Here is a 22,874-nt window from a genome sequence, read left to right on the forward strand (position 1 = left end):
TTCAAGCGAATGGAGTTTATGCGCTTGGCGGCTTTTGCGCTACGGCAAAGATCCGCCGGAAGGGAAACACCGTGCCATGGACCGTTCCCGGGTACGCGGCCCGCAGGGCTGCAGCATACTCAGCTTCAAAGGCGTGCCCGTCCTCGGCTGAAAGGGCCGCCACGACCGGGCGCAACGCCGTGCCGCGCACCCAGTTCAGCACCGGATCCGCCCCAGTGAGGACCTGCTGGTATGTGGTTTCCCAGGCGTCTGCCGTGCAGCCCGCGTCCAGCATGATGCTGAGGTAGCCTGCGGGCTCCCCCACGGATTCTCCACCGCGAAGTACGCCGTCAAGCTGGGGAGACCAGTGTGCCGAGCCTGCAAGTTCCCGCATCAGGGCATGAGACGGGGCGTTGAAGTTCCCCGGCACCTGCATGGCGAACCAGGCACCAGGTTTGAGCGCCGCCAGCCAACCCGCCAGCATCTCCTGATGCCCCGGCACCCACTGAAGCGCGGCGTTGGTGACCACCACGTCGGTTTCAGCCGGGGGTGTCCAGTCTGCGATATCCGCCAGCCCGAAGCTGAGGCCCGCATGCCTGCCGGCCTGCGCGGCGGCCTTGTCCAGCATCTCCGCGGACGAATCGAGCCCGACCACTTTCGCTTCCGACCATCTCCGGGCGAGGGTGGCCGTGAGGTTCCCCGGACCACATCCCAGGTCCACAACGTGCTGTGGCCGGTCGGCCTGGATCCGCCCTGTAAGGTCAAAAAAGGGCCGGTCGCGGTAGTCGCCGAACTGGACGTACTTTACGGGGTCCCACTTCACAGTTACCTCCATCGCCTGGTGCTGTCTGGCAGTACCGCGAGCCTAACCCGGGCCCTCCCGGATATCCGGCACCGGCTGGGCACTAAGCTGGAAATCAATGAAACTCGTTGACCAGCTGCCTGTCCTGCCCGCCTCAAACCCATCCGGCGCAGGCATCGACCCGGACGCCCTGTACACGCAATTCCTTGAGTGGACCGAAAGTCGGGGCCTGGAACTGTACGCGGCCCAGGACGAGGCCATCATGGAGCTCGCCACCGGTGCCAACGTCATCCTCGCCACCCCGACCGGCTCCGGCAAATCGCTGGTGGCCATCGCGGCGCACTTCCAGGCCATGGCACGGGGCCAGCGCAGTTACTACACCGCCCCCATCAAGGCGCTGGTCTCGGAGAAGTTCTTTGCCCTGTGCGACATATTCGGTGCAGAAAACGTTGGCATGATCACCGGTGACTCCGGCGTCAACCAGAACGCGCCGATCATCTGCTGCACGGCAGAAATCCTCGCGAACATCGCCCTCCGCGAAGGGGCCGCCGCCGAACTGGGTGCGGTCATCATGGACGAATTCCATTTCTACTCCGACCCCCAGCGCGGTTGGGCCTGGCAGGTCCCGCTGCTGGAGCTGCCCCAGGCCCAGTTCCTGCTGATGTCCGCCACTCTGGGCGATGTCAGCCGGTTCGAGGCCGGCATCACCGAGCTCACGGGCCGGCCCACCACCACAGTGAGTTCAGCCGAGCGTCCCATTCCGCTGCATTACTACTATCACCAGACCCCGGTCCATGAAACGCTCGAGGAACTCCTCTCCACGCGCCAGGTGCCCGTCTATGTGGTGCACTTCAGTCAGATCGAGGCCATTGACCGGGCCCAGACGCTCATGAGCATCAACGTGTGCACCCGCGAGGAAAAGGACAAGATCGCTGAGCTGATCGCGAATTTCCGTTTCGCGGCAGGCTTCGGCAAGACGCTCAACAGGCTGGTCCGGCACGGTATCGGCGTCCATCACGCCGGCATGCTGCCGAAGTACCGGAGGCTGGTGGAACAGCTTGCCCAGGCGGGCCTGCTCAAGGTGATCTGCGGTACCGACACGCTGGGCGTGGGGATCAATGTGCCCATCCGCACCGTCTTGCTCACCGCGCTGAGCAAGTACGACGGCGTCCGCACCCGCCCGCTTAACTCCCGGGAGTTCCACCAGATTGCCGGACGGGCAGGCCGCGCCGGGTATGACACGGCGGGGACTGTGGTGGTCCAGGCGCCGGAGCACGTGATCGAAAACGTGAAGGCCATGGCCAAGGCCACCGCCAAATTTGGTGATGACCAGAAGAAACTCCGCCAGGTGGTCAAGAAGAAGCCGCCGGAGGGCTTCGTGTCCTGGGGTGAACCCACCTTCAAGCGCCTCGTGGAATCCGTGCCCGATCCTTTGACCTCAAGCTTCAGCGTGACGCATTCGATGCTGATGAACCTGATGGAACGGCCCGGCGACCCGTTCACGGCTGCACGCCGGCTGCTGACCGAAAACCACGAGACCCGGTCCGCACAGCTGCGGCTGATGAAAAAAGCCCTGGGAATCTACCGCGAGCTCCTCGCAGCTGAGGTGGTGGAGCGCATCCCGGCAGTAGAGCAGGGCCATGACGGCAGGACAGTCCGGCTCACCGTCCATCTGCAGGCCAATTTTGCCCTGAACCAGCCGCTCTCGCCGTTTGCACTGGCGGCGCTGGAGCTGCTTGACCCGGATTCGCCGTCGTACGCCCTGGATGTGGTGTCCGTGATCGAGGCGACCCTCGAAAAGCCCCGCCAGATCCTCTCCGCCCAGCAGAAGAAGGCCCGCGGGGAAGCGATTGCCGCGATGAAGGCTGACGGCATCGAGTATGACCAGCGCATGGCCATGCTGGAGGAGGTCACCTATCCGCAGCCGCTCGCCGAACTGCTGGGCGAAGCCTTCGAGGTCTACCGCAAGGCCGCACCTTGGGTGGGCGACTTTGAACTGGCACCGAAATCCGTGGTCCGCGACATGTACGAGCGTGCCATGAACTTCGGCGAGTTCGTCCAGTTCTATGGGTTGGCCCGCTCCGAGGGGATTGTGCTGCGCTACCTCGCCGACTGCTTCAAGGCGTTGCGCCAGACCGTGCCGCAGGACATGCTTCGGGAGGACCTTGAGGACCTCATCGCCTGGCTTGGCGAACTGGTGCGGCAGGTCGACTCCAGCCTCCTGGACGAATGGGAGGAGCTGACGTCCGGCGCGATGCCCACCCGGCACGACGCTCCCCCTCCCCCGCCGCCGTCGCTGACGTCCAACATCCGTGCCTTCCGCGTGATGGTCCGCAACGAGATGTTCCGCCGTGTGGAACTGTTCGCGGACGAAAACGCAGCAGCCTTAGGCGAGCTCGACAGCGGCGCGGGCTGGGATGCCGACCGCTGGGAAGACGTCCTGGACGACTACTTCGACGAACACAACGACATCGGCACCGGCCCGGATGCCCGCGGCCCCGGACTGCTCATGATGACCGAAGAGCCAGGGCTTTGGAAGGTCCGGCAGATTTTCGACGATCCGGCGCGCAACCATGACTGGGGTATCTCCGCCGACGTGGACTTGGCGGCCTCCGACGAATCCGGAACGGCAGTGGTCCGGGTCACCGACGTCAACCGGCTCTAGGCTCCGACCCCATGGACTCCGTCCCCGACCTGACCGGCAGCCTTAGGGTTTTGGAAGCCCTGAAGGCCCAGCCCGTGGCACCTTCCGACGGTCCACGGCAATGGTGGAATGGCCTGCTGGACGTCGAGGGGCTGGCTTTGGGGGCGGTCCAGGCAGCAGCCACGTCGCTGAACGCACTTGTTGGTGTTCCGGGGAGGTACACCCTGGCATCCGGGTCCACCGCCGCGTCCTTCGATTCGCTTGGACACCTGCGGATCGCGGGGGTGAAACCCGAAGGGTTCGCCCCGATGTCCGGCTTTCGGCGCACGTCGGACGGCTGGATCCGCCTGCACGCCAACTATCCCCACCACGCAGCCCGGCTGATGGCGGCACTCTCCGTCAGCACACCGCAGGACGTGGAACACGCCCTGCTAAGAATGACGTCCCTGACAGCCGAGGAAGCCATCACGGCAAACAACGGCGTCGCTGCTGCCGTCCGTACGCGGGACGACTGGGTCGCGACCCCAATGCATGGGACGGCCAGCGCCGGGCCTTGGATCAGAATGTCCCGTCCACCGACGGGAGCCGGTGAAACTTCGCAGCCGTCCCGGTGGGTTCCATCGGCAGTTCCCCGCCGCCCCTTGGCCGGGCTCAAGGTGCTGGACCTGACCCGCGTCATCGCCGGTCCCACGGCCACGCGCCTCCTGGGTGCCCTGGGCGCGGACGTCCTGCGCATCGACCCGCCCCAGCTTCCGGAGTTGAGCGATGTGTTCATTGACTCGGGCTTTGACAAGCGCAGTGCGGAGGCGGACCTCCGGGAGCCCGCGGTTATGGAAGGAATCAGGCGGCTCATTGAGTCTGCCGACGTGGTGGTCACGGGTTACCGGGACGGCGGGCTGGACCGTTTCGGGCTGGCGCCCGAAACGCTGTTGCTGGACCGGCCCGACCTCGTCATAGTCACCCTCAGTGCCTGGGGCAGCGGCGGCCCATGGAAGGGACGGCGCGGTTTCGACAGCCTGGTTCAGGCCGCTTGCGGCGTTGCCGAACGGTATGGCTGTACGACTGAAGATGGGTGGATGCCTGGGGCGCTGCCTGTGCAGGCACTGGATCATGCCACGGGATATGGCCTGGCGGCGGCAGCAATTGCCTTGCTGGCCGAACGGCTCCGAAGCGGACGTGGCGGAGCGGCCCGGCTTTCCTTAGCCCGCACCGCTGAAGAATTGTTCCAGCTGCCCGCGGTGGCCAGCCACGGTGGTTCCCTGCCTGAACCGGACTTCCGCGTGATCGACAGCCCATACGGCCGCCTGCGATATGTTGGGCCGCCCATTATGGCGGACGGCGTGCCGCTGGAGTACAGCAAGGGACCAGTCCGCTACGGGACATCGCAGCTTCGCTGGCAGTAGGGATCACGGCCCCGCTAGTAAACTCGGACCATGAGTGTAATCCGCCCGGCCTCCCGGCAAGACGTCCCCGCCATCCTGCAGATGATCCACGAACTGGCCATCTACGAGAAGGAGCCGGACGCTGTCCGCAACACCCCGGAAATGCTGGCTGAGGTCCTGTTCGGCGAGAACCCGCGCGTGTTTGCCACGATGGCTGAGAACAGTGCGGGCGAGGTCCAGGGATTCGCACTCTGGTTCCTGAACTACTCCACTTGGGAAGGCGTCCACGGCATCTATCTGGAAGACCTCTACGTCAGCCCGCACGCCCGCGGCGAGGGCCACGGCAAGGCGCTCCTGAAGCACCTGGCCGCCACCGCCGTCGACAACGGCTACGCCCGGGTTGAGTGGAGCGTCCTGGACTGGAACGAGCCGTCCATCAACTTCTACCGCAGCATCGGCGCCCGCACCCTGGATGGCTGGTCCACATTCCGGCTGACCGGCGACGCCCTGGAGAGCTTTGGCACCCGATCGGCAGCGTCCATCCGTGGCTGAGCGGGACGCTTCCTCTCAAACCACGCAAACGCGGACCCCTGTCCCGCATTTTGTGAAGGCCCGGCACGAATTTCGGGGCATGCGCACCGCCGAGCACTACTTCACCGTTCCCTTGGACCACTTCGCGCCAGCGAGCGGCGACGGCGCCGCGCAAACCATCACCGTCTTCGCCCGCGAGTACGTCTCGTCGGCCCACACCCAGGCTGAAGCCGAAAAGCTTCCCTGGCTGCTGTTCCTCCAGGGCGGGCCGGGCGGCCGCGGCAACCGGCTGGCTTCGCTGAGCGGCTGGAGCAAGGCGGCGGCCCGGGACTTCCGGATCCTGATGCTGGACCAGCGCGGCACCGGGCTTTCGACTCCCATTGACCGGAACACGCTGCCGGCGCGCGGAACGGCCGAGGCCCAGGTTGCGTACCTTGAGCATTTCCGTGCGGATTCCATCGTGGCCGACGCGGAGCTCATCCGCGCGGCGCTCGGCTCCGGCCCCTGGAGCATCTACGGCCAAAGCTACGGCGGATTCTGCGCGCTGACGTACCTGTCTTTTGCCCCGGACGGGCTGAAGGAGGCTCTCATCACGGGCGGACTTGCGCCGCTCGCCGGCCATGCCGACGACGTCTACCGCGCCACGTTCGCGCGCGTTGCGGCCCGCAACACTGAGTACTTCAGCTGGTATCCGGAGGACCGCCGGACAGTGAATGCGATCGCATCGCACCTGCGGCAGACCGAGGAGTTCCTTCCCGACGGCGGCCCGCTCACGGCGGAACGGTTCCAGATGGTGGGCTCCTTCCTGGGCGGAAACACGCGGGTGGACGGCCTGCACTACCTGCTGGAGGACGCCTTCACTGAGACGCCAAATGGGGACAGGCTCTCCGATGCCTTCCTGGAGCAGGTCCAGGGCATCGTGTCCCGCCTGGCGAACCCGCTCTATGCCCTGCTGCATGAGTCAATCTATGGGCAGGGACAGGCGACCGACTGGTCTGCCTGGCGTGTGCTGCAGGAAAATCCGGCATTCCGCCCGGATGCGGAGCCGCTGCTGCTGACCGGCGAGATGGTGTACCCGTGGTACTTCGAGCAGGATGCCGCCTTGGTGCCCCTGCGGCAGGTGGCCCATCTCCTGGCCGCCAAGACGGACTGGAAGCCGCTGTATGACCACACGCAGCTGGCCGCGAACAGCGTGCCGGCAGCCGCCGCGGTTTACCAGGACGACATTTACGTGGACCGCAGTCTGTCCCTGGAAACGGCGGCTGCAGTGCGCGGACTCCAGGTATGGGAGACTGCCGACTTCCACCATGACGGCATAGCCGACGACGGCGAGGCCATTTTCGGGCGCCTGCTGGGTATGGTGCGCTCGGTTGCCGGCTCAGCCGGCAGCTGAGCCGGACGCCGGGATACGGCGGCGCGACACAAGGGCCACGACGGCGGCGGTCAGCACAGCAGCTCCCACCAGGCCGCCCGCCATGTTCAGTCCCAGGTAGCCGGCCCAACTGAGGATCAGGCCAGAGGTGGCCCCGCCGACCGCACCTGCGGCGCCCATCAGCATGTCCGACACACCTTGGACCACCACACGGGACTCCTGTGGGACGCTCTCCGCCAGCAGCGTGGAGCCGGAAATGGTGGCTGCAGACCACCCCATGCCCAGCAGGACAAGTCCCACGGCCACCGCCACGGTGGACGTCTGGCCAAACCCTGCGACGGCGACGGCAGCGATCAGCGTGGCGAAGCCGATCATGATGGTCTCTGTCCTGCCCGCCTTGTCAGTCAGCCAGCCCATGACCGGCGACAACGCGAACATGCCGGCGATATGAAGGGAGATGGTGAAGCCGATGATCACCAGGACATCGCCGGAGGCGGCGTGGCCGGCGTGGGAGGCACCCGGCCCGGCCACGAGCTCCTGCAAATGCAGCGGGGTCATGGACATCACGCCCACCATCACGGCGTGCGCTCCGACGACGGCGGCAAGCGCCAGCCAGGACGCCCTGGACTGACGGATTGCCCGTAGCCCGCGGACGAGCGCGCCCCCGCCTGCGTTGCGCGCGGGGGCGCCTTGTTGATTGGCCGTACTTGGAGGTGTGCCCCGCATATCCCCGCCCGCCGGCTGGGCGGTGGGTTCCTGGGCGGCGAGCTCCCGGGCGGCGATTTCCCGGGCGAGCAGGAGTGGGTCGGGCCTGAGGCCGGCGAAGAGCAGCACGATGGCCAGCAGGAGTCCGGCTGCGGATATCACGAACGGTCCGGCGACGGGCGGCAGACCGAGTGCCAGGCCCACAACGGTGCCAGGTTGGATCAGGTTGGGTCCGGCCACGGCGCCGACCGTCACAGCCCACACAACGGCGGAAAGCGCCCTGCCACGGTGTTCAGCATCCGCAAGGTCAACGGCGGCGAAGCGTGCCTGCAGGCTGGCCGCGGTGCCCACCCCGATGCCCACCGCCCCCAGTACCAACAGGACGAACAGGCCGGACACCACCGAAAGAACTATCAGCACGGTGCCTGCCAGGGCTGCGGAAAGCCCCGTAACCTGGCCGGCCCGGCGGCCCCGGCGGTCCGCCAGCGAAGCCAGGGGCAGGGCTGCCAGCGCGGCCCCCAAGGTCATAACCGTGGCCACGGCACCCGCCCACACGCTGGAACCTGAAAGTTCCACGGCCAGGATGGAACCAATGGAAACCGTGGCTCCGGTGCCGATTCCACCGAAAACCTGGGCCGCGCTCAGCAGCACCACGGTGCGGCGTTGCACCTGGCGCACTCCACTTTCCGTTAGGAGGATGCGGGCCATGCTCCGAGCATAGTCCTCGGGCGGCCGCAACCGCAGGGTTCGTTAGAGCCAGCAATCCCGGCCGCACGGCGGCCGGGATTGCTGGAACCTGCAGTGTGCGTCAAGGAAACGCGGGGACAGCTTACTCGGCGTCGCTGAGGCTCTTCTTGGCGTCTTCTTCGAGGCGCGGGTCCAGGTGCGCCGACTTTGCCTTGGAGCTCAGGAGGCTGGCAATAACGGCGACGATGATGGTGCCCACGATGACGGCAAGCGAGACGAACGTCGGAATTTCCGGGGCCCATTCGATGTGGTTACCGCCGTTGATGAACGGCAGTTCGTTCACGTGCATGGCGTGGAGCACCAGCTTCACGCCGATGAACGCCAGGATGAAGGACAATGCGTGCTTCAGGTAGATCAGGCGGTTCATCAGCCCACCCAGCAGGAAGTACAGCTGGCGCAGGCCCATCAGGGCGAACAGGTTGGCAGTAAAGACGATGAACGGGCTCTGCGTCAGGCCGAAGATCGCGGGAATCGAGTCAACGGCGAAGAGGAGGTCGGTCAGACCGATGGTGATAAACACGATCAGCATGGGGGTGAATACCTTCTTGCCGTTCACCGTGGTGCGGAGCTTGCCTTCGTCGAACTTCTCCGACATGGGGATGACCTTGCGGATCCGGGCGATGAGCGGGTTTTCCTTGTCTTCTTCGTCCTCACCTTCGTCCTGGGCCTGCTTCCAGGCGGTCCAGAGCAAAAACGCGCCGAAGATGTAGAACACCCAGCTGAACTGTTCGATGACGATGGCGCCGAGGAGGATGAAGATGCCGCGCAGGATCAGGGCGATGATGATGCCCACCATCAGGACTTCCTGCTGGTACTTACGGGGTACGGCGAAGCGGGCCATGATGATGATGAAGACAAACAGGTTGTCGATGCTGAGGCTGTATTCGGTGACCCAGCCGGCCACGAACTGGCCGCCGAACTCGGCACCGGTAAAGAAGAACATGGCCCCAGCGAACAGCAAGGCAAGGGAGACATAGAACGCAACCCACAGGCCGGCTTCCTTCATGGAAGGTTCATGGGGACGCCGGACGACCAGCAGAAGGTCAATGAGGAGGATCAGGCCAAGGACGACAAGTGAGCCGACCTCGAACCACACTGGTAATTCGGGCACAGGTTAGCCTTTCGCAGGGTACAGAGAAATGGTGTAAGTCTCTCCGGCCAGCCTGTGCACTTGGTGCTGAATTGGCGGCCCGCTACGCCCGGCCAGGCAACTGTGCCTGGCGTGTTGACGATCGTAGCGCTCGGGATACTCCCCTACGTGACGTTAACTGTACAGCAGGCGTTCCCGCGTGCGGGAACGCCCTGACAGAGTGCGTCCCCTCCCCGCCACGGCCTGGCCTATGCGTGGCCGGCCGCCTGCATCTGGCGGAGCTCCTTCTTTAGGTCACTGACCTCGTCCCGGATCCGCGCGGCCAGCTCGAACTGAAGTTCGGCGGCAGCGCCGTGCATCTGTTCGGTCAGCTGTTCTATGAGACCCACGAGGTCTTCGGCCGGTGCCGCGGCGAGGCCGTCCTTGCGGACCTGTGCCGCGCCCTTTGCTGCAGACTTGCCACGTTTGGCACCCTTGGCCAGCCGGTTGTTGTTGAGCAGCTCCTGGGTGTCGGCGTCTTCCTTGGCCAGCTGGTCGGTAATGTCGGCAATCTTCTTCCGCAGCGGCTGCGGATCGATGCCCCGCTCCGTGTTGTAGGCCACCTGGATGGCGCGGCGCCGGTTGGTCTCATCGATAGCCTTGGCCATCGAGTCGGTGATGCGGTCCGCGTACATATGCACCTGGCCGGACACGTTGCGGGCAGCACGGCCGATGGTCTGGATGAGCGACGTCGCAGAGCGCAGGAAGCCTTCCTTGTCCGCATCCAGGATGCTCACAAGGGAGACCTCGGGCAGGTCCAGCCCTTCCCTGAGCAGGTTGATGCCCACCAAGACGTCGAAGACACCCATTCGGAGTTCCCGGAGCAGTTCAACCCGTCGGAGTGTGTCCACGTCCGAGTGCAGGTATTCGACCTTGATGCCGTGGCCCAGCAGATAGTCGGTGAGGTCCTCCGCCATCCGCTTGGTCAGGGTGGTGACCAGGACGCGTTCGTTCTTTGCGGTGCGGGTCTTGATCTCACCGAGGAGGTCATCGATCTGGCCCTTGGTGGGCTTGACCACCACCTCGGGATCGATCAGCCCGGTAGGCCGGATGATCTGCTGCACAAAGCCGTCAGCCTTGCCAAGTTCGTACTTGCCGGGAGTGGCCGACAGGTAGACGGTCTGGCCCACGCGTTGGAGGAATTCGTCCCATTTCAGCGGGCGGTTGTCCATGGCCGACGGCAGGCGGAAACCGAAGTCCACAAGGTTCCGCTTGCGGGACATGTCACCCTCGTACATGGCGCCGATCTGCGGCACGGTGACGTGGGATTCGTCGATCACCAGCAGGAAGTCGTCCGGGAAGTAGTCGATGAGGCAGTGCGGAGCCGTCCCGCGGGCGCGGCCGTCAATGTGCGACGAGTAGTTTTCGATGCCGTTGCAGAAGCCCATCTGCTGCATCATTTCAAGGTCATAGGTGGTGCGCATCCGGAGCCGCTGGGCTTCCACCAGCTTGTTCTGGCCTTCAAGGACGGCCAGGCGTTCGGCGAGCTCGTCCTCGATCCGCTTGATGGCCCGGGCCATCCGCTCGGGCCCGGCCACATAGTGCGAGGCCGGGAAGACGTACATTTCCTCTTCGTCCCGGATCAGCTCGCCAGTCAGCGGATGGAGAGTATGGATGTTCTCAATTTCGTCACCGAAGAATTCGATCCGGATGGCCAGTTCCTCGTACATCGGGATGATTTCCACGGTGTCACCGCGGACCCGGAACGTGCCGCGGTGGAAGTCCATGTCGTTGCGCGCGTACTGCATGGAGACGAATTTCCGGAGCAGGTCGTCACGGTTCATCTGCGCCCCCTTGCGGAGCGTGACCATACCGGCAATGTACTCCTCCGGCGTGCCCAGACCGTAGATGCAGGACACCGTGGCGACCACAATGACGTCCCGGCGGGTCAGCAGGGCGTTGGTGGCGGAGTGGCGGAGCCGTTCCACTTCCTCGTTGACGGAGGAGTCCTTCTCAATGAAGGTGTCCGTCTGCGCTACGTACGCCTCAGGCTGGTAGTAGTCGTAGTACGAAACGAAGTACTCCACCGCGTTGTTGGGCAGCAGTTCACGGAATTCGTTGGCGAGCTGGGCGGCCAGGGTCTTGTTCTGCACCATGACCAAAGTGGGCCGCTGGACCTGTTCGATGAGCCAGGCCGTGGTGGCGCTCTTACCAGTACCCGTGGCACCCAGCAGGACAACGTCCTTCTCGCCGTTCCTGATCCGCTCCGTCAGATCGGTGATGGCGGCAGGCTGGTCACCTGCCGGCTGGAACTCGCTGATGACTTCAAACGGAGCGACAACGCGGTTGATCTCCTGGGCAAGGCTCATGCATCTAATCTACAACCGGGGACCGACAGCCAGGCCGGGATCCGTTACCGGCGAACAATCCCGCTCAGGGGCGGGGAATTCGAGAGGCGTACGACGGCGGCTGCCAGCCTGTGCGCGCGGCCCAGCCGTCCATGCGCGGCCAGGCGACGTCCGTGAACCACGGCTCCTTCGCCTCCGCGTAGGCGTGGGTACCTTTGGTGCCGGCAAACTGTTCGGTCAAAGCGCGTTTATGATCCTCATACAAGGCGGCGGCTTCCGGGTCGTTCCGGAGCCAGTCGCGGAAGAGCAGCGCGTAGCGCCAGCCGGACGATCCCACTGACCGGACGTGCACGTTCACGGCTCGGCCTGGGTCCGCGTTGGCGTGGAAGCGCTTCTGCCACTGCGTCGGATCCGGATCCGTCGGTTTGGGGGTGTCGAAGCCGGCCCCGGGCACGGCCGGGAAGCCAGCTGCCGCCAGCAGCGGTGCGATCCGGTCGGCCGCGTTGAGATCGGACACTGCGACCTGGAGGTCGATCACGTCTTTGGCGGCCAGGCCGGGCACGGCGGTGGAGCCGACATGGTCAACGGCGAGGATCTCGTCGGGTGCTGCGGCCAAGATTCGGGAACCGAGCCGCGCAGCCCGGGCTGGCCAATCCATCTGCGGCACCGACAAGACTGCTGTGCCTGCCCTGGCCGCCCTGACGCCGCGCCGGAGATTGTCCGTGAACGGAACCAGCCGGTCGGCCCAGAGCCCGTTCACCTGGGCCAGCAGCGCATCCAGGGAGCCGGAATTGTCCAGAACCACGTCCGCGGCTGCCAGCCGGTCGGCGCGCGCAGCCTGGGCTGCCATGCGTGACACCGCTTCCTCCCGCGTCATGCCGCGGTGTTCGAGCATGCGGGCGATCCGGACGTCGTCGGGCGCGTCCACTACCAGCACCAAATGGAAGTTGCTGCCCTGCCCCGTCTCCACCAGCAGCGGAATGTCCTGGACCACTATCGCGCCGTCCGGAGCTGAGGCAATGATGCCGGCCGCTGCCGCCCGGACCAAGGGGTGGATGACGTCATTGAGGACGGCCAGCTGAGTGGGATTGCCAAAGACCACGGCGCCCAGCCTGGCGCGATCAAGCCGGCCGCCGGCGTCGAGCATGTCAGCCCCGAACGATTCCACCACCCGGGCCAGCCCTGGTGTGCCAGGCTCAACGACGTCCCGGGCCAGCGCGTCCGCATCCACCAGCACGGCGCCGAGCTCGGCCAGGCGTGACGCGACCACTGACTTCCCTGAGGCGATGCCGCCCGTCAATCCGATTTTCAGCATCCCACCACCCTAAACTGAACGGGTGGCACAAACAGCGGAATCCCCAGGCCTGGACTCCGTAGACAGCCGGGCCACCACGTACACCACGCTCGCGGTGGGGCCGGAGTTCCGGCACGAGCTCGAGATCAAACGCTCCAGGTTCATTACCGTTCTGCGCCGCGCCGACAATGAGGAAACCGCCCGGGACCTGGTGGCCGCCCTGCGCCGCGAGTTCCACGATGCCCGCCACCACTGCTCGGCGTTCGTCCTGGGGCCGGACCGGGACATCCAGCGATCCAATGACGACGGCGAGCCCTCCGGCACCGCCGGTATCCCCATGCTCGAGGCCATCATCAAGCGGGAAACCGCACCGGGGGTAACGGACCTCAGCGACGTCAGTGCCGTCGTCGTCCGCTACTTCGGCGGAATCCTGCTGGGCGCGGGTGGTCTGGTGCGGGCGTATTCTGAGTCGGTATCTGCAGCCCTGGAACGGGCCCCGCTGGTCCGCAGCAGCCGGCTCCGGATCTGTTCGTCATCGGTGCCGCATGCCGCCGCGGGCCGACTGGAGAACGATCTTCGGGCGGCGGGGTTCGTGATGGCGGAAACCAGCTACGGAGCGCAGGACACGATCCTGCGCCTGGCCGTGCCTGACGATGCCACGGAAATCGCCGCGGCCACCGAACGCGTGTTGTCGCTCACCGCCGGGAGGACGGATCTCACGCCGGCCGGGACGGAGTGGATCGATGTCCCGCTCCCCTGAAGTCCGGCTGGTTGACGTCGACGAACCCATGTTGGAGCGGCTGCTGGAGCTGGCACAGCTGGATGCGTCCGCGGATGACGTCACGCCGCCACTTGGCAGCGGGACCGGCTGGAACGCGGAACGCATCGACTGGTTCCGCGCCTACCACCGGTCCGCAGCCGCGGGCCTGGACGGCCCGGCCTCGGAAAAGAGCTGGGCGGTGCTCTGCGGCGGCAGCCCGGCGGGCTCGATCAGGCTGAAGCGAACCAGCCCCCAAGCGTCAGTCCCCCGCACACCCGAGGCGGCCACCTTAGGATCCGGCGAGGTGGAGACAGGCATCTGGCTGGGCCGGGGCTATCGCAGCCGCGGTGTGGGTGGCGCCGCGCTGGTGCTGGTCCTAGCAGAAGCCCGCCGCGCCGGGCTGCACCAGGTCGTGGCGTCCACAACGGCAGGCAACATCGGCGCGCAGCGGCTCCTCACGGCTGCCGGCGGGGTCCTGACGCACGACGACGCCGGCGCAGTGAGTGCCGTCGTCGTACTCTCAACTGACTCGCACTAGACGCACCGGAACGTGCGTTCTGGAACGTTAAGTGCTGGCTAGATTGCCTGTTAAACACAGCGGGCCCCTGCATTCGCAGGGGCCCGCTGTGTAGGCCCGGGAAGCCCCGGGCCGGTGGCAATTAGTTGCCGGTCAGCTTCTCGCGCAGAGCTGCAAGAGCCTCGTCCGAAGCGAGCGTGCCGCCACCGGTGTTGGACTCAGCCGCAGCAGGCTCGGAGGAGTAGCTGGTGGTGCCGGAATCGCTGTCACCGGACGTTGCTGCTGCAGCGTCGTCGGCAGCGTGCTGGACAACCTGCTTCTTGTGTGCTTCCCAGCGGGTCTGGGCGTCAGCGTACTGCTGCTCCCAGACGGCGCGCTGGTTCTCGTAGCCTTCAAGCCACTCGTTGGACTCCGGGTCGAAGCCTTCCGGGTACTTGTAGTTGCCCTCTTCGTCGTACTCAGCGGCCATGCCGTAAAGAGCCGGATCGAATTCGGTGGACTCGGCGTCAACGCCCTCGTTAGCCTGCTTGAGGGAGAGGGAGATACGGCGGCGCTCGAGGTCGATGTCGATGACCTTGACGAACAGCTCGTCACCAACGGAGACAACCTGCTCAGCCAGCTCCACGTGGCGGACTGCCAGTTCGGAGATGTGCACGAGGCCTTCGATGCCGTCTTCGACGCGTACGAACGCACCGAACGGAACGAGCTTGGTGACCTTACCCGGAACAACCTGGCCGAGGGCGTGGGTGCGGGCGAAGGTCTGCCACGGATCTTCCTGCGTAGCCTTGAGCGACAGGGAAACGCGCTCACGGTCCAGGTCGACTTCGAGAACCTCGACGGTGACTTCCTGGCCAACTTCGACAACCTCGGACGGGTGGTCGATGTGCTTCCAGGACAGCTCGGAAACGTGAACGAGGCCGTCTACGCCGCCCAGGTCCACGAATGCACCGAAGTTGACGATGGAGGAAACAACGCCGGGACGGACCTGGCCCTTTTCCAGCTTGTTGAGGAACGTGGAGCGAACCTCGGACTGGGTCTGCTCGAGCCATGCACGGCGGGACAGCACAACGTTGTTGCGGTTCTTGTCCAGCTCGATGATTTTGGCTTCGATCTTCTGACCGATGTACGGAGCGAGGTCGCGCACACGGCGCATCTCGACGAGGGATGCGGGCAGGAAGCCGCGCAGACCGATGTCGAGGATAAGACCACCCTTGACAACCTCGATGACGGTACCGGTGACAACACCGTCTTCTTCCTTGACCTTCTCGATGTCGCCCCAAGCGCGCTCGTACTGAGCACGCTTCTTGGAGAGGATCAGGCGGCCTTCTTTGTCTTCCTTGGTGAGCACCAGGGCTTCGACGAGATCGCCAACGGAGACAACGTCTCCGGGATCAACGTCGTGCTTGATGGACAGCTCGCGGGAGGGGATGACACCTTCGGTCTTGTAACCGATGTCGAGCAGAACTTCATCGCGGTCGACCTTGACGACGGTACCTTCGACGAGGTCTCCGTCGTTGAAGTACTTGATGGTGGCGTCGACTGCTGCGAGGAAGTCCTCAGCGGTACCGATGTCGTTAATGGCGACTACGGGGGTACCGGGCTTCTCGGTGGAGGTGATGGTCATGTAGTAGGGGCTCCGTTGTGGATAGTTAGTCGGTCAGGCAAACCGCCGCGCCCGCGTTATGGAACGCAGGCGCAGGTCTTCGGGCGATCGCGTGGATCTTCCGGGTCATCCTGATTTGTGGATTTTTGGAAACGTGCACGTAGTACGCGCCCACTTATTCTAGTCGCAGCGGCCAACAGGGGTCAAAGTCAATGCCGGTCAAAGCGGCAGAACCGCTCCAAGTTTCGCGAAAGTGGCGCCTTGGCCCAGGAGCCGCGGCAATGCCCGGGCAAATCCCCCGGCCGTGCCGCTGCCAGGTTTGTTGAAATGAGCAATCACGATATCCCCACCTCGTGATTTGCCCACCTCGGCAGCGACCGTCGACGGCGGAAACGTAGCCCCGGCGTCGCCGTTAATTGTGAAATTCACCGGCAGGAGTCCCAGGCGGCGTGTGACCGCGGCGGCAATTTCGTCATAGTACGCCGTGCCGGGCCGGAAAAACCCCGGAAGGTGGCCAGTGATTTCCTGGAGGACGCGCTGGTTCCCCATGACCTCGTCATAGACCTGACCGAGATCCGCTGTGCCTCCGATGCCGTAAGCCGACTTCCCGTTCACGGAAAGGGGCCGATGCAGGAATCCGTGGTTCGCGAGTTCAAAAAGCGGATCGTGGGCCAGTTCAGCGGTCAGGGCCGGGTTGGTCTGGATCCATCGTTCATTGACGAAGAGTGTGGCGGGGACGTTGAGCTTGCGCAGCGTCGAGAGCAGCTGCTGGTCGCACCCGGCGCCGCCGGGACCACCGCACGCATCAAACGTCAGCGCAATGTGCCCTGCAGCGGACTTGTTGACCACTCCTCTGACCTGCAACCCCCACTCCTGTGGCTTCCGTGCACCGAATTCGGCGATGATCTGCTGCTTCGTCGGCGGGAAGGGGCGTGGTGGCTGCTCAGTGGGGGTATCCGCCGCGACTGTCCTTGAGGGCGCAGGAGTGGCCTGATCCACCGGCGCCGCGGAAGCCGGCGTGAATGGCTCAGCAGCCGGGGCCGCATCCGAGGAGGTCATGCACCCCGACAGCGCGGCCGCTGCGAGGCCGGCCATTCCAAACAGCAGGGACCGGCGGACTGTCAGACGGGGCACACCAGTAGCGCCCATGGGATTGTCCTTTGAAACGGGCAGGGGCACCTAGAAGTGGGTCAGGCAGTGGGTGGACCGTTCAACCGCGAACATCCCTCGTGCCTGGAGCGACGCGCCCTGCTTGTGTTCGCGGATCCGCCCAGCAGCCGCCAGCGTAACCGGACAGACCGCACCAAGATAAATTGATGACAGGGCCGAGACATCGAGCGTGAGGTCAGGTTCCGAGGCCGTGTCAAGACGTACGACGGCGGCCTCACCGCCGGCGGCTTCCAACGCGTACGTTCCCGCGGTGAGTCCAAGCGGGTCCTGCACCTCAAGCACGAGCCTGCCGTCCACCGGGTAATGCCGCGCTTCCAACGCCTGGGCCACGTCCAGAATACGGAGCCAGAGCATGTCCCGGCTGTCTGAGGAGTCGATGCAGCGGGGATCGGCAAGTGCCCAGGTGAGCGGGTCATCCAGCGGTGCTTCCTCCCACGTGACACGTTCCACCAGGTCGATGGCGGCGAGGAACTGCCAGAGCTCCAGATACGCCTCATCCGCGGCCGCCACGAAATCCACCACCTGCACGGTGTGGGGCTCAGTATCCCAGCCGAGGAATTTGTAGGAGACATAGCCGTCCACGGCGCCGTCGGGACTGTAGTGCAGGGCCACTTTAATGGCGGGATCTTCCTTGCCGTCGCGCCCCAGCGACCCGGAAGCCAATTGCCGGTACCACTCCTGGCGGCCGATCGATCCCGGGGTCAGGCGGTGCACGCGGTCGAAGACTTCCGGCGCCAGGTCCAGCAGCACACGGGGATCCGCGATGTCCACGCTGCCGACTGCCTGGTATTTGAGCTGGAACCGGGACGTGGTGTCCACCTTCACCGTGCGTTCGAAGCTGGCCACCCCGTAGCCGAACCGTCCGTAGATGGAGCCCTCGGACGCTGTCAGGGCGGCCATCGCCAGGCCATCGTGCTTCGCCATGGTCAGGTCCTCGGACATCATCCGTCGAAGCAGGCCGCGCCGCCGATGCGAGGTCCGGACCGTCACGGCGGTGACAAGCTGCGTTTCCAGCAGCCTGCCGAAGCCAATGTTGAGCGTTTTGCGCAGGGTACCGAAGGTTGCCACCGGCACCTCCGCGGGGAGAGACCCCGGCGCGACTTCCCGCGTCTGGTAGGCGCCGGTGAAGATCCGTCGATCAACCGCATAGGTCTCCAAGGACTTCGCAACATGCTCGGGCGTCCGCGTGGATTCGTGGAAGCCAAAGGCCACCGCCTTCACCCATGACTCGGCTTCGGGATAACCCGTCTCGCCCTTGGATTCCGCTGTGAAGCGCCGGATTTCATAGTCATCACTCAGTTCAGCCACACCGCCGAGCCTAACGAATGAATCCGGCGCCTGGCCAGCAGCAACACACCCGCGCGCCGGACGGGAAATGGCTCAGAGCCGCCGCACGGGTTGACGGAGGATGGTTTTGAGCTTTTCCGGTGCCACCCTACGGGCGTCGCTAAGGTAGATCTCGTGGTGCGGGCCGGCAAATCCGAAGCCGTTGGCCGGCATGTATTCACTGTGCAGGCGGCGAAGAGTGGGAGCCTCGTCGTCGTAGCTGCCGATGTGCAGGATCTGCACCGATAGGCCTTCGTCGAGGGTGTCAAGTCGGAGCAGGTCCAGCCCCGGAACGTTCTTGGCCGCCGCCTTCGCGATACCGTCCTGCACCGCGGCGGCGCCGATCCAGCCCGGCTGCGGGATCATCATGGTCCATTTCCAGCTGTCCTTCTCGCCCCAGGTGAAGGCATCAGGATCGTCCGCAGTCCACAGGCCCTCAAGCGGCCCGACGACGTAGTCCCGGCCCGCGTGCTTGCTGGCAAACTTGACGGCGTAGGACACCGAGAACAGTGTTTCCAGGGCGGCGGCATAGGCGGGGGCAGTCCCCGGGTTGCCCTGCCCGTCCACCATCAGGTAGTTCAGCGGCAGGGCGATGACCACCTCGAAATCCCGGGCTCGGGGCGCATACAGATCCTTGAACTGCTTCTTGACGTCGTACTTGTCCATCGCGCCCCGCCCCCTCGTTCCCAGCGGTCCCTTCCTAGTGGCCGGCGTCGTACCAGCTGGGGCCCACGCCGATCTGGACATCCAGCGGGACGCTGAGGTCCGCGGCAGAGCCCATCTGCTCGGTGACGAGCTTCTCCACCGCTTCCCGCTCGCCGGCGGCGACTTCAAGCACCAGTTCGTCGTGGACCTGCAGGAGCATGCGCGACTTGAGACCCTGGGCATCCAGTTCAGCATGCACGCCCAGCATGGCGCGTTTAATGATGTCTGCGGCCGATCCCTGGATGGGTGAGTTCAGTGCGATGCGCTCCGCGTTTTCGCGCAGCTGCCGGTCCGTGCTGGTGAGGTCCGGCAGGTAGCGGCGACGCCCCTCGATGGTGGCCGTATAGCCGTCCACCCGGGCCTGGTCCACCACGCCGCGAAGGTAGTCGCGGACGGCGCCGAACCGGTCGAAGTAGTCCTTCATCAGGGTGCGCGCCTCGTCCACGGAAATTTCGAGCTGCTTGGACAGGCCGAACGAGGTCAGGCCATAGGCGAGGCCGTAGGACATGGCCTTGACCTTGGAGCGCATGGCGCTGGTGACTTCTTCGGTGGGCACGTGGAAGATGTTCGAGCCCACAAACCGGTGGAGGTCCTCGCCGTCTTTGTAGGCCTGGATCAGGCCTGCGTCCCCCGAAAGGTGCGCCATGATCCGCATTTCGATCTGCGAATAGTCCGCGGACAGCAGGCACTCGTAGCCGTCGCTGACGACAAAGATGCCGCGGACGCGACGGCCTTCCTCGCTGCGGATGGGGATGTTCTGCAGGTTCGGGTTGTTGGAGGAGATGCGGCCCGTCGCTGCCACATTCTGCGCATAGGTGGTGTGGATCCGGCCGTCTTCCGTCACGGACTTCTTGAGCGACTCCAGCATCTGCCGCAGCTTCGAGGACTCCCGGTGCGCCATCAGCTGGACCAGGAATTCGTGCCCGGTCTTTTCCAGCAGGTTCTTCAGCGACGCGGCATCGGTGGTGTAACCGGACTTGATCTTTTTCGTTTTCGGCAGCTCGAGTTCGTCAAAGAGCACGGTCTGCAGCTGTTTGGGCGATCCGAGATTGACCTCGTGGCCGATCGCGGCGAAGGCCAGTTCCTGCGCGTTGTCGATCACCTTGGACAAGTCCGCGAGCTGCTCGTCCATGCGCGGCAGGTCGATGGCGATGCCCGCGGTTTCCATATCGGCCAGCACGCGGCTGACGGGCAGCTCGAGGGTGGTCAGCAGGTCCCCTGCCTTGCGTTCGGTGAGTTCTGATTCGAAGTGCCGGCTCAGGGCCTGGACCACGGCCGCCACCTGAACCAGGGCGCCGACAGCGGCGGCGTCGTCGCCATCGAACGCCAGCTCCAGCTGGCCCGCCTTGGAGGTCTCCGAGGAGACACTGACGTTGAGGTGGTGCTGGGCCAGCTCCGCGAGTTCATATGTGCGGCGGTCCGGCTGGATGAGGTATCCGGAAATTGAGGTGTCATCCACCACGCCTTCCAGGCCCAGGCCACGGGTGGACAGGGCCTTCAGCGCAGCCTTGTAGCCGTGCATGACCTTCGGGGAGTTTTCATCGAGCAGCCAGTCCGAGAGGACGTTTTCAGCGGCGGCGTCCTGGGTGGAGAGGTCGATGTAGACGGCGGCATCGTCACGGATAATGGCCAGTGCGGCAGCGTCTTCGCCAATGCGCCCAGGCACCAGGTCTACGGCGACTGCCGACGTCTTGCCAGCGCCCGCCGCCAGGAAGGCGCCCAACTCGGCTGCCCCGGCGGGAATCACGAAGTCCGGAGTGGCGATGCTTTCGCGCTCCGCAGATTCCACTTCCTCGCTGCCGTACAGGGCAAAGAGCCGGGTACGGATGGTCTTGAATTCGAGCTCGTCGAAAAGCGTCTCCAGGGCAGCCTCGTCCGGCCGAGGTTCCGCGAGATCGTCCAGCGTGAGCGGGAGTTCGAGGTCCGTGTGGAGCCTGTTCAGCCGTCGGTTGCGCTTGACGTCCTCGACGTTGGCGCGCAGGGAGTCCCCTACTTTTCCACCGATTGCATCAAGGTGCTCGAGGACCCCCTCGAGACCGCCGTAAAGGTTGATCCACTTTGCCGCAGTCTTTGGGCCGACGCCCGGAACGCCCGGGAGGTTGTCCGCTGTCTCCCCCACCAACGCGGCAAGATCCGAATACTGGGCGGGCGTCACAAAATACTTCTCCTGGATGGCGGCCGCGTCCATCCGGGGGATGTCACTGACGCCCTTCCTGGGGTAAAGCACAAAGACGTTGTCCGTAATCAGCTGGAAGGCGTCACGGTCGCCCGACACGAGCAGTACTTCGAAGCCTGCCCTTTCCCCCATGGCGGCGAGGGTTGCCAGGATGTCATCGGCCTCATAGCCGGGCAGCTTGATGGTCTTGATACCCCAGGCGCCCATGACCTTGTCGATGAGGTCAATCTGGCCGCTCATCTCACGGGGAGTTTCGTTGCGTCCACCCTTGTACTCGCTGTACTCCGCTTTGCGGTGCGTGGTGTCATCCGAGACGTCGAAGGCGACGCAAATGTGGGTGGGCTTCTGTTCCTTGATCAGGTTGATGAGCATGGAGGTGAAGCCGTGGATGGCGTTGGTGTGCTGTCCGTTGGCGGTGGAGAACTTGTCCGCCGGCAAGGCGAAGAAGGCGCGGAACGCCATCGAGTGGCCGTCAAGCACCAGAAGCCGCGGCTGGCCGGTGATGGGAACCACGGGGGCTTCGGTAGCGGAAACCTGGCCTCCGACCGGCAGGACGCTGATGTCCTGTAAGGCATCAGCAGCGTCAAGCGCAGTAGTTTCGGTCGGGAAGGGGGCCGGTTTGGTAGTTTCACTCACAGGTGCCAGCCTAGTTCCCATGATGGACAATTTCACGCCCGGGCCCTTCACTGAGGAATTGGTCACAGCAGGCATCCCGGCGCACCTCCACGACTGGCTCGGCCACCTGGGCATCGGCGCCCTCGTGGTGAAGATGGGGATCCACTTCCTGGAGATGAGCCCGGAACGAACGGTGGCCACCATGCCGGTGGAAGGGAACACCCAGGTGGCGGGTATCCTCCACGGCGGCGCCCACGTGGTACTGGCCGAGACTTTGGGATCCTTCGCTGCCGGGATGCACGCCGGCGCCGGCAGGCACGCCCTGGGCATCGAAGTGAGCGCCACGCACCACCGTGCGATCGCCGCGGGCACCGTGACAGGTACCTGCACGGCGATCCATCTGGGCCGGACACTGACAACGCACGAAATCGTGATGACAGACGAAAAAGGCCGTCGCCTCTCCACCGCACGCATCACCAACATGCTGCGGGACAACGAGCCGGCGGCGGCCTGAAGGCCGCAGGCAATTCAGTTCCCTAGCGGGCCGGATCCGGGGATGTGAGGGTGTAGCGCAACTCCACGATTCCCCGCCCCAAGGTGCGGGACGCCGTCAACTCAAGTGGCGTCGTCGGGCCCTCCAGCGGGAGCAGCCGCTTGCCCTCGCCCAGGACCACGGGGATGACCGACAGGATGAGTTCGTCCAGCAGTCCGGCGTCGACGAATTGCGCAGCGAGGTTGCCGCCACCCACCACCCAGACGTTCATGCCGCCGGCGCGATCCCTGAAGTCCTGGATGAACTCCTGGACGGGACCGCGGACGAACGTGATGTCCGTGCCGGCCGGGGCAACGTGCTCGTGCCGGGTAAACACATAACAGGGTGTGGAAGGGTAAGGCCAGTTGCCGGGTTCGTGCTCCATCAGCCAGGCGAACGTCTCGCCGCCCATAACGATGCAGCCGACGCCGGCCATGAAGGTTTCGTAGCTTTCCTTGCCGCCCTCGAAGCCGTCGAATTCGAAAAGCCAGGCGAGGTCATCCTTGGTGGTGGCGATGAACCCGTCGATGGAGGCCGCGACAAAGTACTGGATCCTGGACATGGAACCAGAGTAGCGCTGCGGCGTGGACGGGCTGA

At 64.9% G+C, this 22,874-nt stretch carries 18 protein-coding genes; 7 read left to right on the forward strand and 11 right to left on the reverse strand.

The genetic code is table 11. The annotated features are described in order from the left end of the window. Positions 1-16: 16 nt before the first annotated feature. Complete coding sequence (locus tag ACQCSW_RS11455; RefSeq protein ID WP_426985995.1) at positions 17-802, reverse strand: trans-aconitate 2-methyltransferase; 786 nt, start codon at positions 800-802, stop codon at positions 17-19. A gap of 97 nt (positions 803-899) precedes the next feature. Between ACQCSW_RS11455 and ACQCSW_RS11460 the strand changes: the two genes are divergently transcribed. From ACQCSW_RS11460 to ACQCSW_RS11475, 4 genes are all read left to right on the forward strand, one after another. Next, on the forward strand, positions 900-3,446 hold the full coding sequence (locus tag ACQCSW_RS11460) for a DEAD/DEAH box helicase (RefSeq protein ID WP_426985997.1): 2,547 nt from the start codon (positions 900-902) through the stop codon (positions 3,444-3,446). 11 nt (positions 3,447-3,457) lie between these two features. Next, entirely contained in the window at positions 3,458-4,828 is a 1,371-nt protein-coding gene (locus ACQCSW_RS11465) for a CoA transferase (protein ID WP_426985999.1), read from the forward strand. Positions 4,829-4,858: 30 nt separating this feature from the next. Continuing rightward, entirely contained in the window at positions 4,859-5,359 is a 501-nt protein-coding gene (locus ACQCSW_RS11470; protein WP_426986001.1) for an N-acetyltransferase family protein, read from the forward strand. 79 nt (positions 5,360-5,438) lie between these two features. After that, positions 5,439-6,731: an alpha/beta fold hydrolase gene (locus ACQCSW_RS11475; protein ID WP_426986003.1), complete on the forward strand. Its 1,293-nt coding sequence runs from the start codon at positions 5,439-5,441 to the stop codon at positions 6,729-6,731. On the opposite strand, the gene ACQCSW_RS11480 is transcribed toward ACQCSW_RS11475, so the two are convergent. From ACQCSW_RS11480 to coaE, 4 genes are all read right to left on the reverse strand, one after another. Beyond that, a complete protein-coding gene (locus ACQCSW_RS11480; RefSeq protein WP_426986005.1) occupies positions 6,717-8,123 on the reverse strand; it encodes an MFS transporter in 1,407 nt (468 codons plus the stop codon). The genes ACQCSW_RS11475 and ACQCSW_RS11480 overlap by 15 nt on opposite strands. A gap of 121 nt (positions 8,124-8,244) precedes the next feature. Further along, positions 8,245-9,273 (reverse strand): TerC family protein, encoded by a 1,029-nt coding sequence (locus tag ACQCSW_RS11485; protein WP_426986007.1) that lies wholly within the window; start codon positions 9,271-9,273, stop codon positions 8,245-8,247. A 227-nt stretch (positions 9,274-9,500) separates the two neighbouring features. After that, a complete protein-coding gene (gene uvrB / locus ACQCSW_RS11490) occupies positions 9,501-11,600 on the reverse strand; it encodes an excinuclease ABC subunit UvrB (RefSeq protein ID WP_426986009.1) in 2,100 nt (699 codons plus the stop codon). Between the two features lie 64 nt (positions 11,601-11,664). After that, positions 11,665-12,894 carry a dephospho-CoA kinase gene (gene coaE / locus ACQCSW_RS11495; protein ID WP_426986011.1) on the reverse strand — a complete coding sequence of 410 codons (1,230 nt, stop codon included), beginning with the start codon at positions 12,892-12,894 and terminating at the stop codon, positions 11,665-11,667. A 49-nt stretch (positions 12,895-12,943) separates the two neighbouring features. Between coaE and ACQCSW_RS11500 the strand changes: the two genes are divergently transcribed. Beyond that, positions 12,944-13,633 (forward strand): IMPACT family protein, encoded by a 690-nt coding sequence (locus ACQCSW_RS11500; RefSeq protein ID WP_426990674.1) that lies wholly within the window; start codon positions 12,944-12,946, stop codon positions 13,631-13,633. Then, positions 13,617-14,171 (forward strand): GNAT family N-acetyltransferase, encoded by a 555-nt coding sequence (locus tag ACQCSW_RS11505; protein WP_426986013.1) that lies wholly within the window; start codon positions 13,617-13,619, stop codon positions 14,169-14,171. Before ACQCSW_RS11500 ends, ACQCSW_RS11505 begins: the two co-directional genes overlap by 17 nt. Before the next feature lie 121 nt (positions 14,172-14,292). On the opposite strand, the gene rpsA is transcribed toward ACQCSW_RS11505, so the two are convergent. The 5 genes from rpsA to polA form a co-directional block, all read right to left on the reverse strand. Next, positions 14,293-15,774 carry a 30S ribosomal protein S1 gene (rpsA, locus tag ACQCSW_RS11510; RefSeq protein WP_426986015.1) on the reverse strand — a complete coding sequence of 494 codons (1,482 nt, stop codon included), beginning with the start codon at positions 15,772-15,774 and terminating at the stop codon, positions 14,293-14,295. Positions 15,775-15,972: 198 nt separating this feature from the next. Then, positions 15,973-16,902 carry a polysaccharide deacetylase family protein gene (locus ACQCSW_RS11515; RefSeq protein WP_426986017.1) on the reverse strand — a complete coding sequence of 310 codons (930 nt, stop codon included), beginning with the start codon at positions 16,900-16,902 and terminating at the stop codon, positions 15,973-15,975. Positions 16,903-16,932: 30 nt separating this feature from the next. Beyond that, positions 16,933-18,222, reverse strand: coding sequence for a GNAT family N-acetyltransferase (locus ACQCSW_RS11520; protein WP_426990675.1), 1,290 nt, complete (start codon positions 18,220-18,222; stop codon positions 16,933-16,935). A gap of 81 nt (positions 18,223-18,303) precedes the next feature. Continuing rightward, a complete protein-coding gene (locus ACQCSW_RS11525) occupies positions 18,304-18,915 on the reverse strand; it encodes a GyrI-like domain-containing protein (RefSeq protein WP_426986019.1) in 612 nt (203 codons plus the stop codon). A 34-nt stretch (positions 18,916-18,949) separates the two neighbouring features. Then, positions 18,950-21,592, reverse strand: a complete 2,643-nt coding sequence (gene polA, locus ACQCSW_RS11530; RefSeq protein WP_426990676.1) for a DNA polymerase I — start codon at positions 21,590-21,592, stop codon at positions 18,950-18,952. Positions 21,593-21,785: 193 nt separating this feature from the next. On the opposite strand from polA, the gene ACQCSW_RS11535 reads away from it, so the two are divergent. Then, positions 21,786-22,259 carry a hotdog fold thioesterase gene (locus ACQCSW_RS11535; protein WP_426986021.1) on the forward strand — a complete coding sequence of 158 codons (474 nt, stop codon included), beginning with the start codon at positions 21,786-21,788 and terminating at the stop codon, positions 22,257-22,259. Positions 22,260-22,281: 22 nt separating this feature from the next. Here ACQCSW_RS11535 and ACQCSW_RS11540 read toward each other — a convergent pair whose 3' ends face one another. Further along, entirely contained in the window at positions 22,282-22,839 is a 558-nt protein-coding gene (locus ACQCSW_RS11540) for a dihydrofolate reductase family protein (RefSeq protein WP_426986023.1), read from the reverse strand. Positions 22,840-22,874 lie beyond the last annotated feature (35 nt).

It is taken from the genome of Pseudarthrobacter sp. Y6, from assembly GCF_050156205.1.
Classification (GTDB): Bacteria; Actinomycetota; Actinomycetes; order Actinomycetales; family Micrococcaceae; genus Arthrobacter.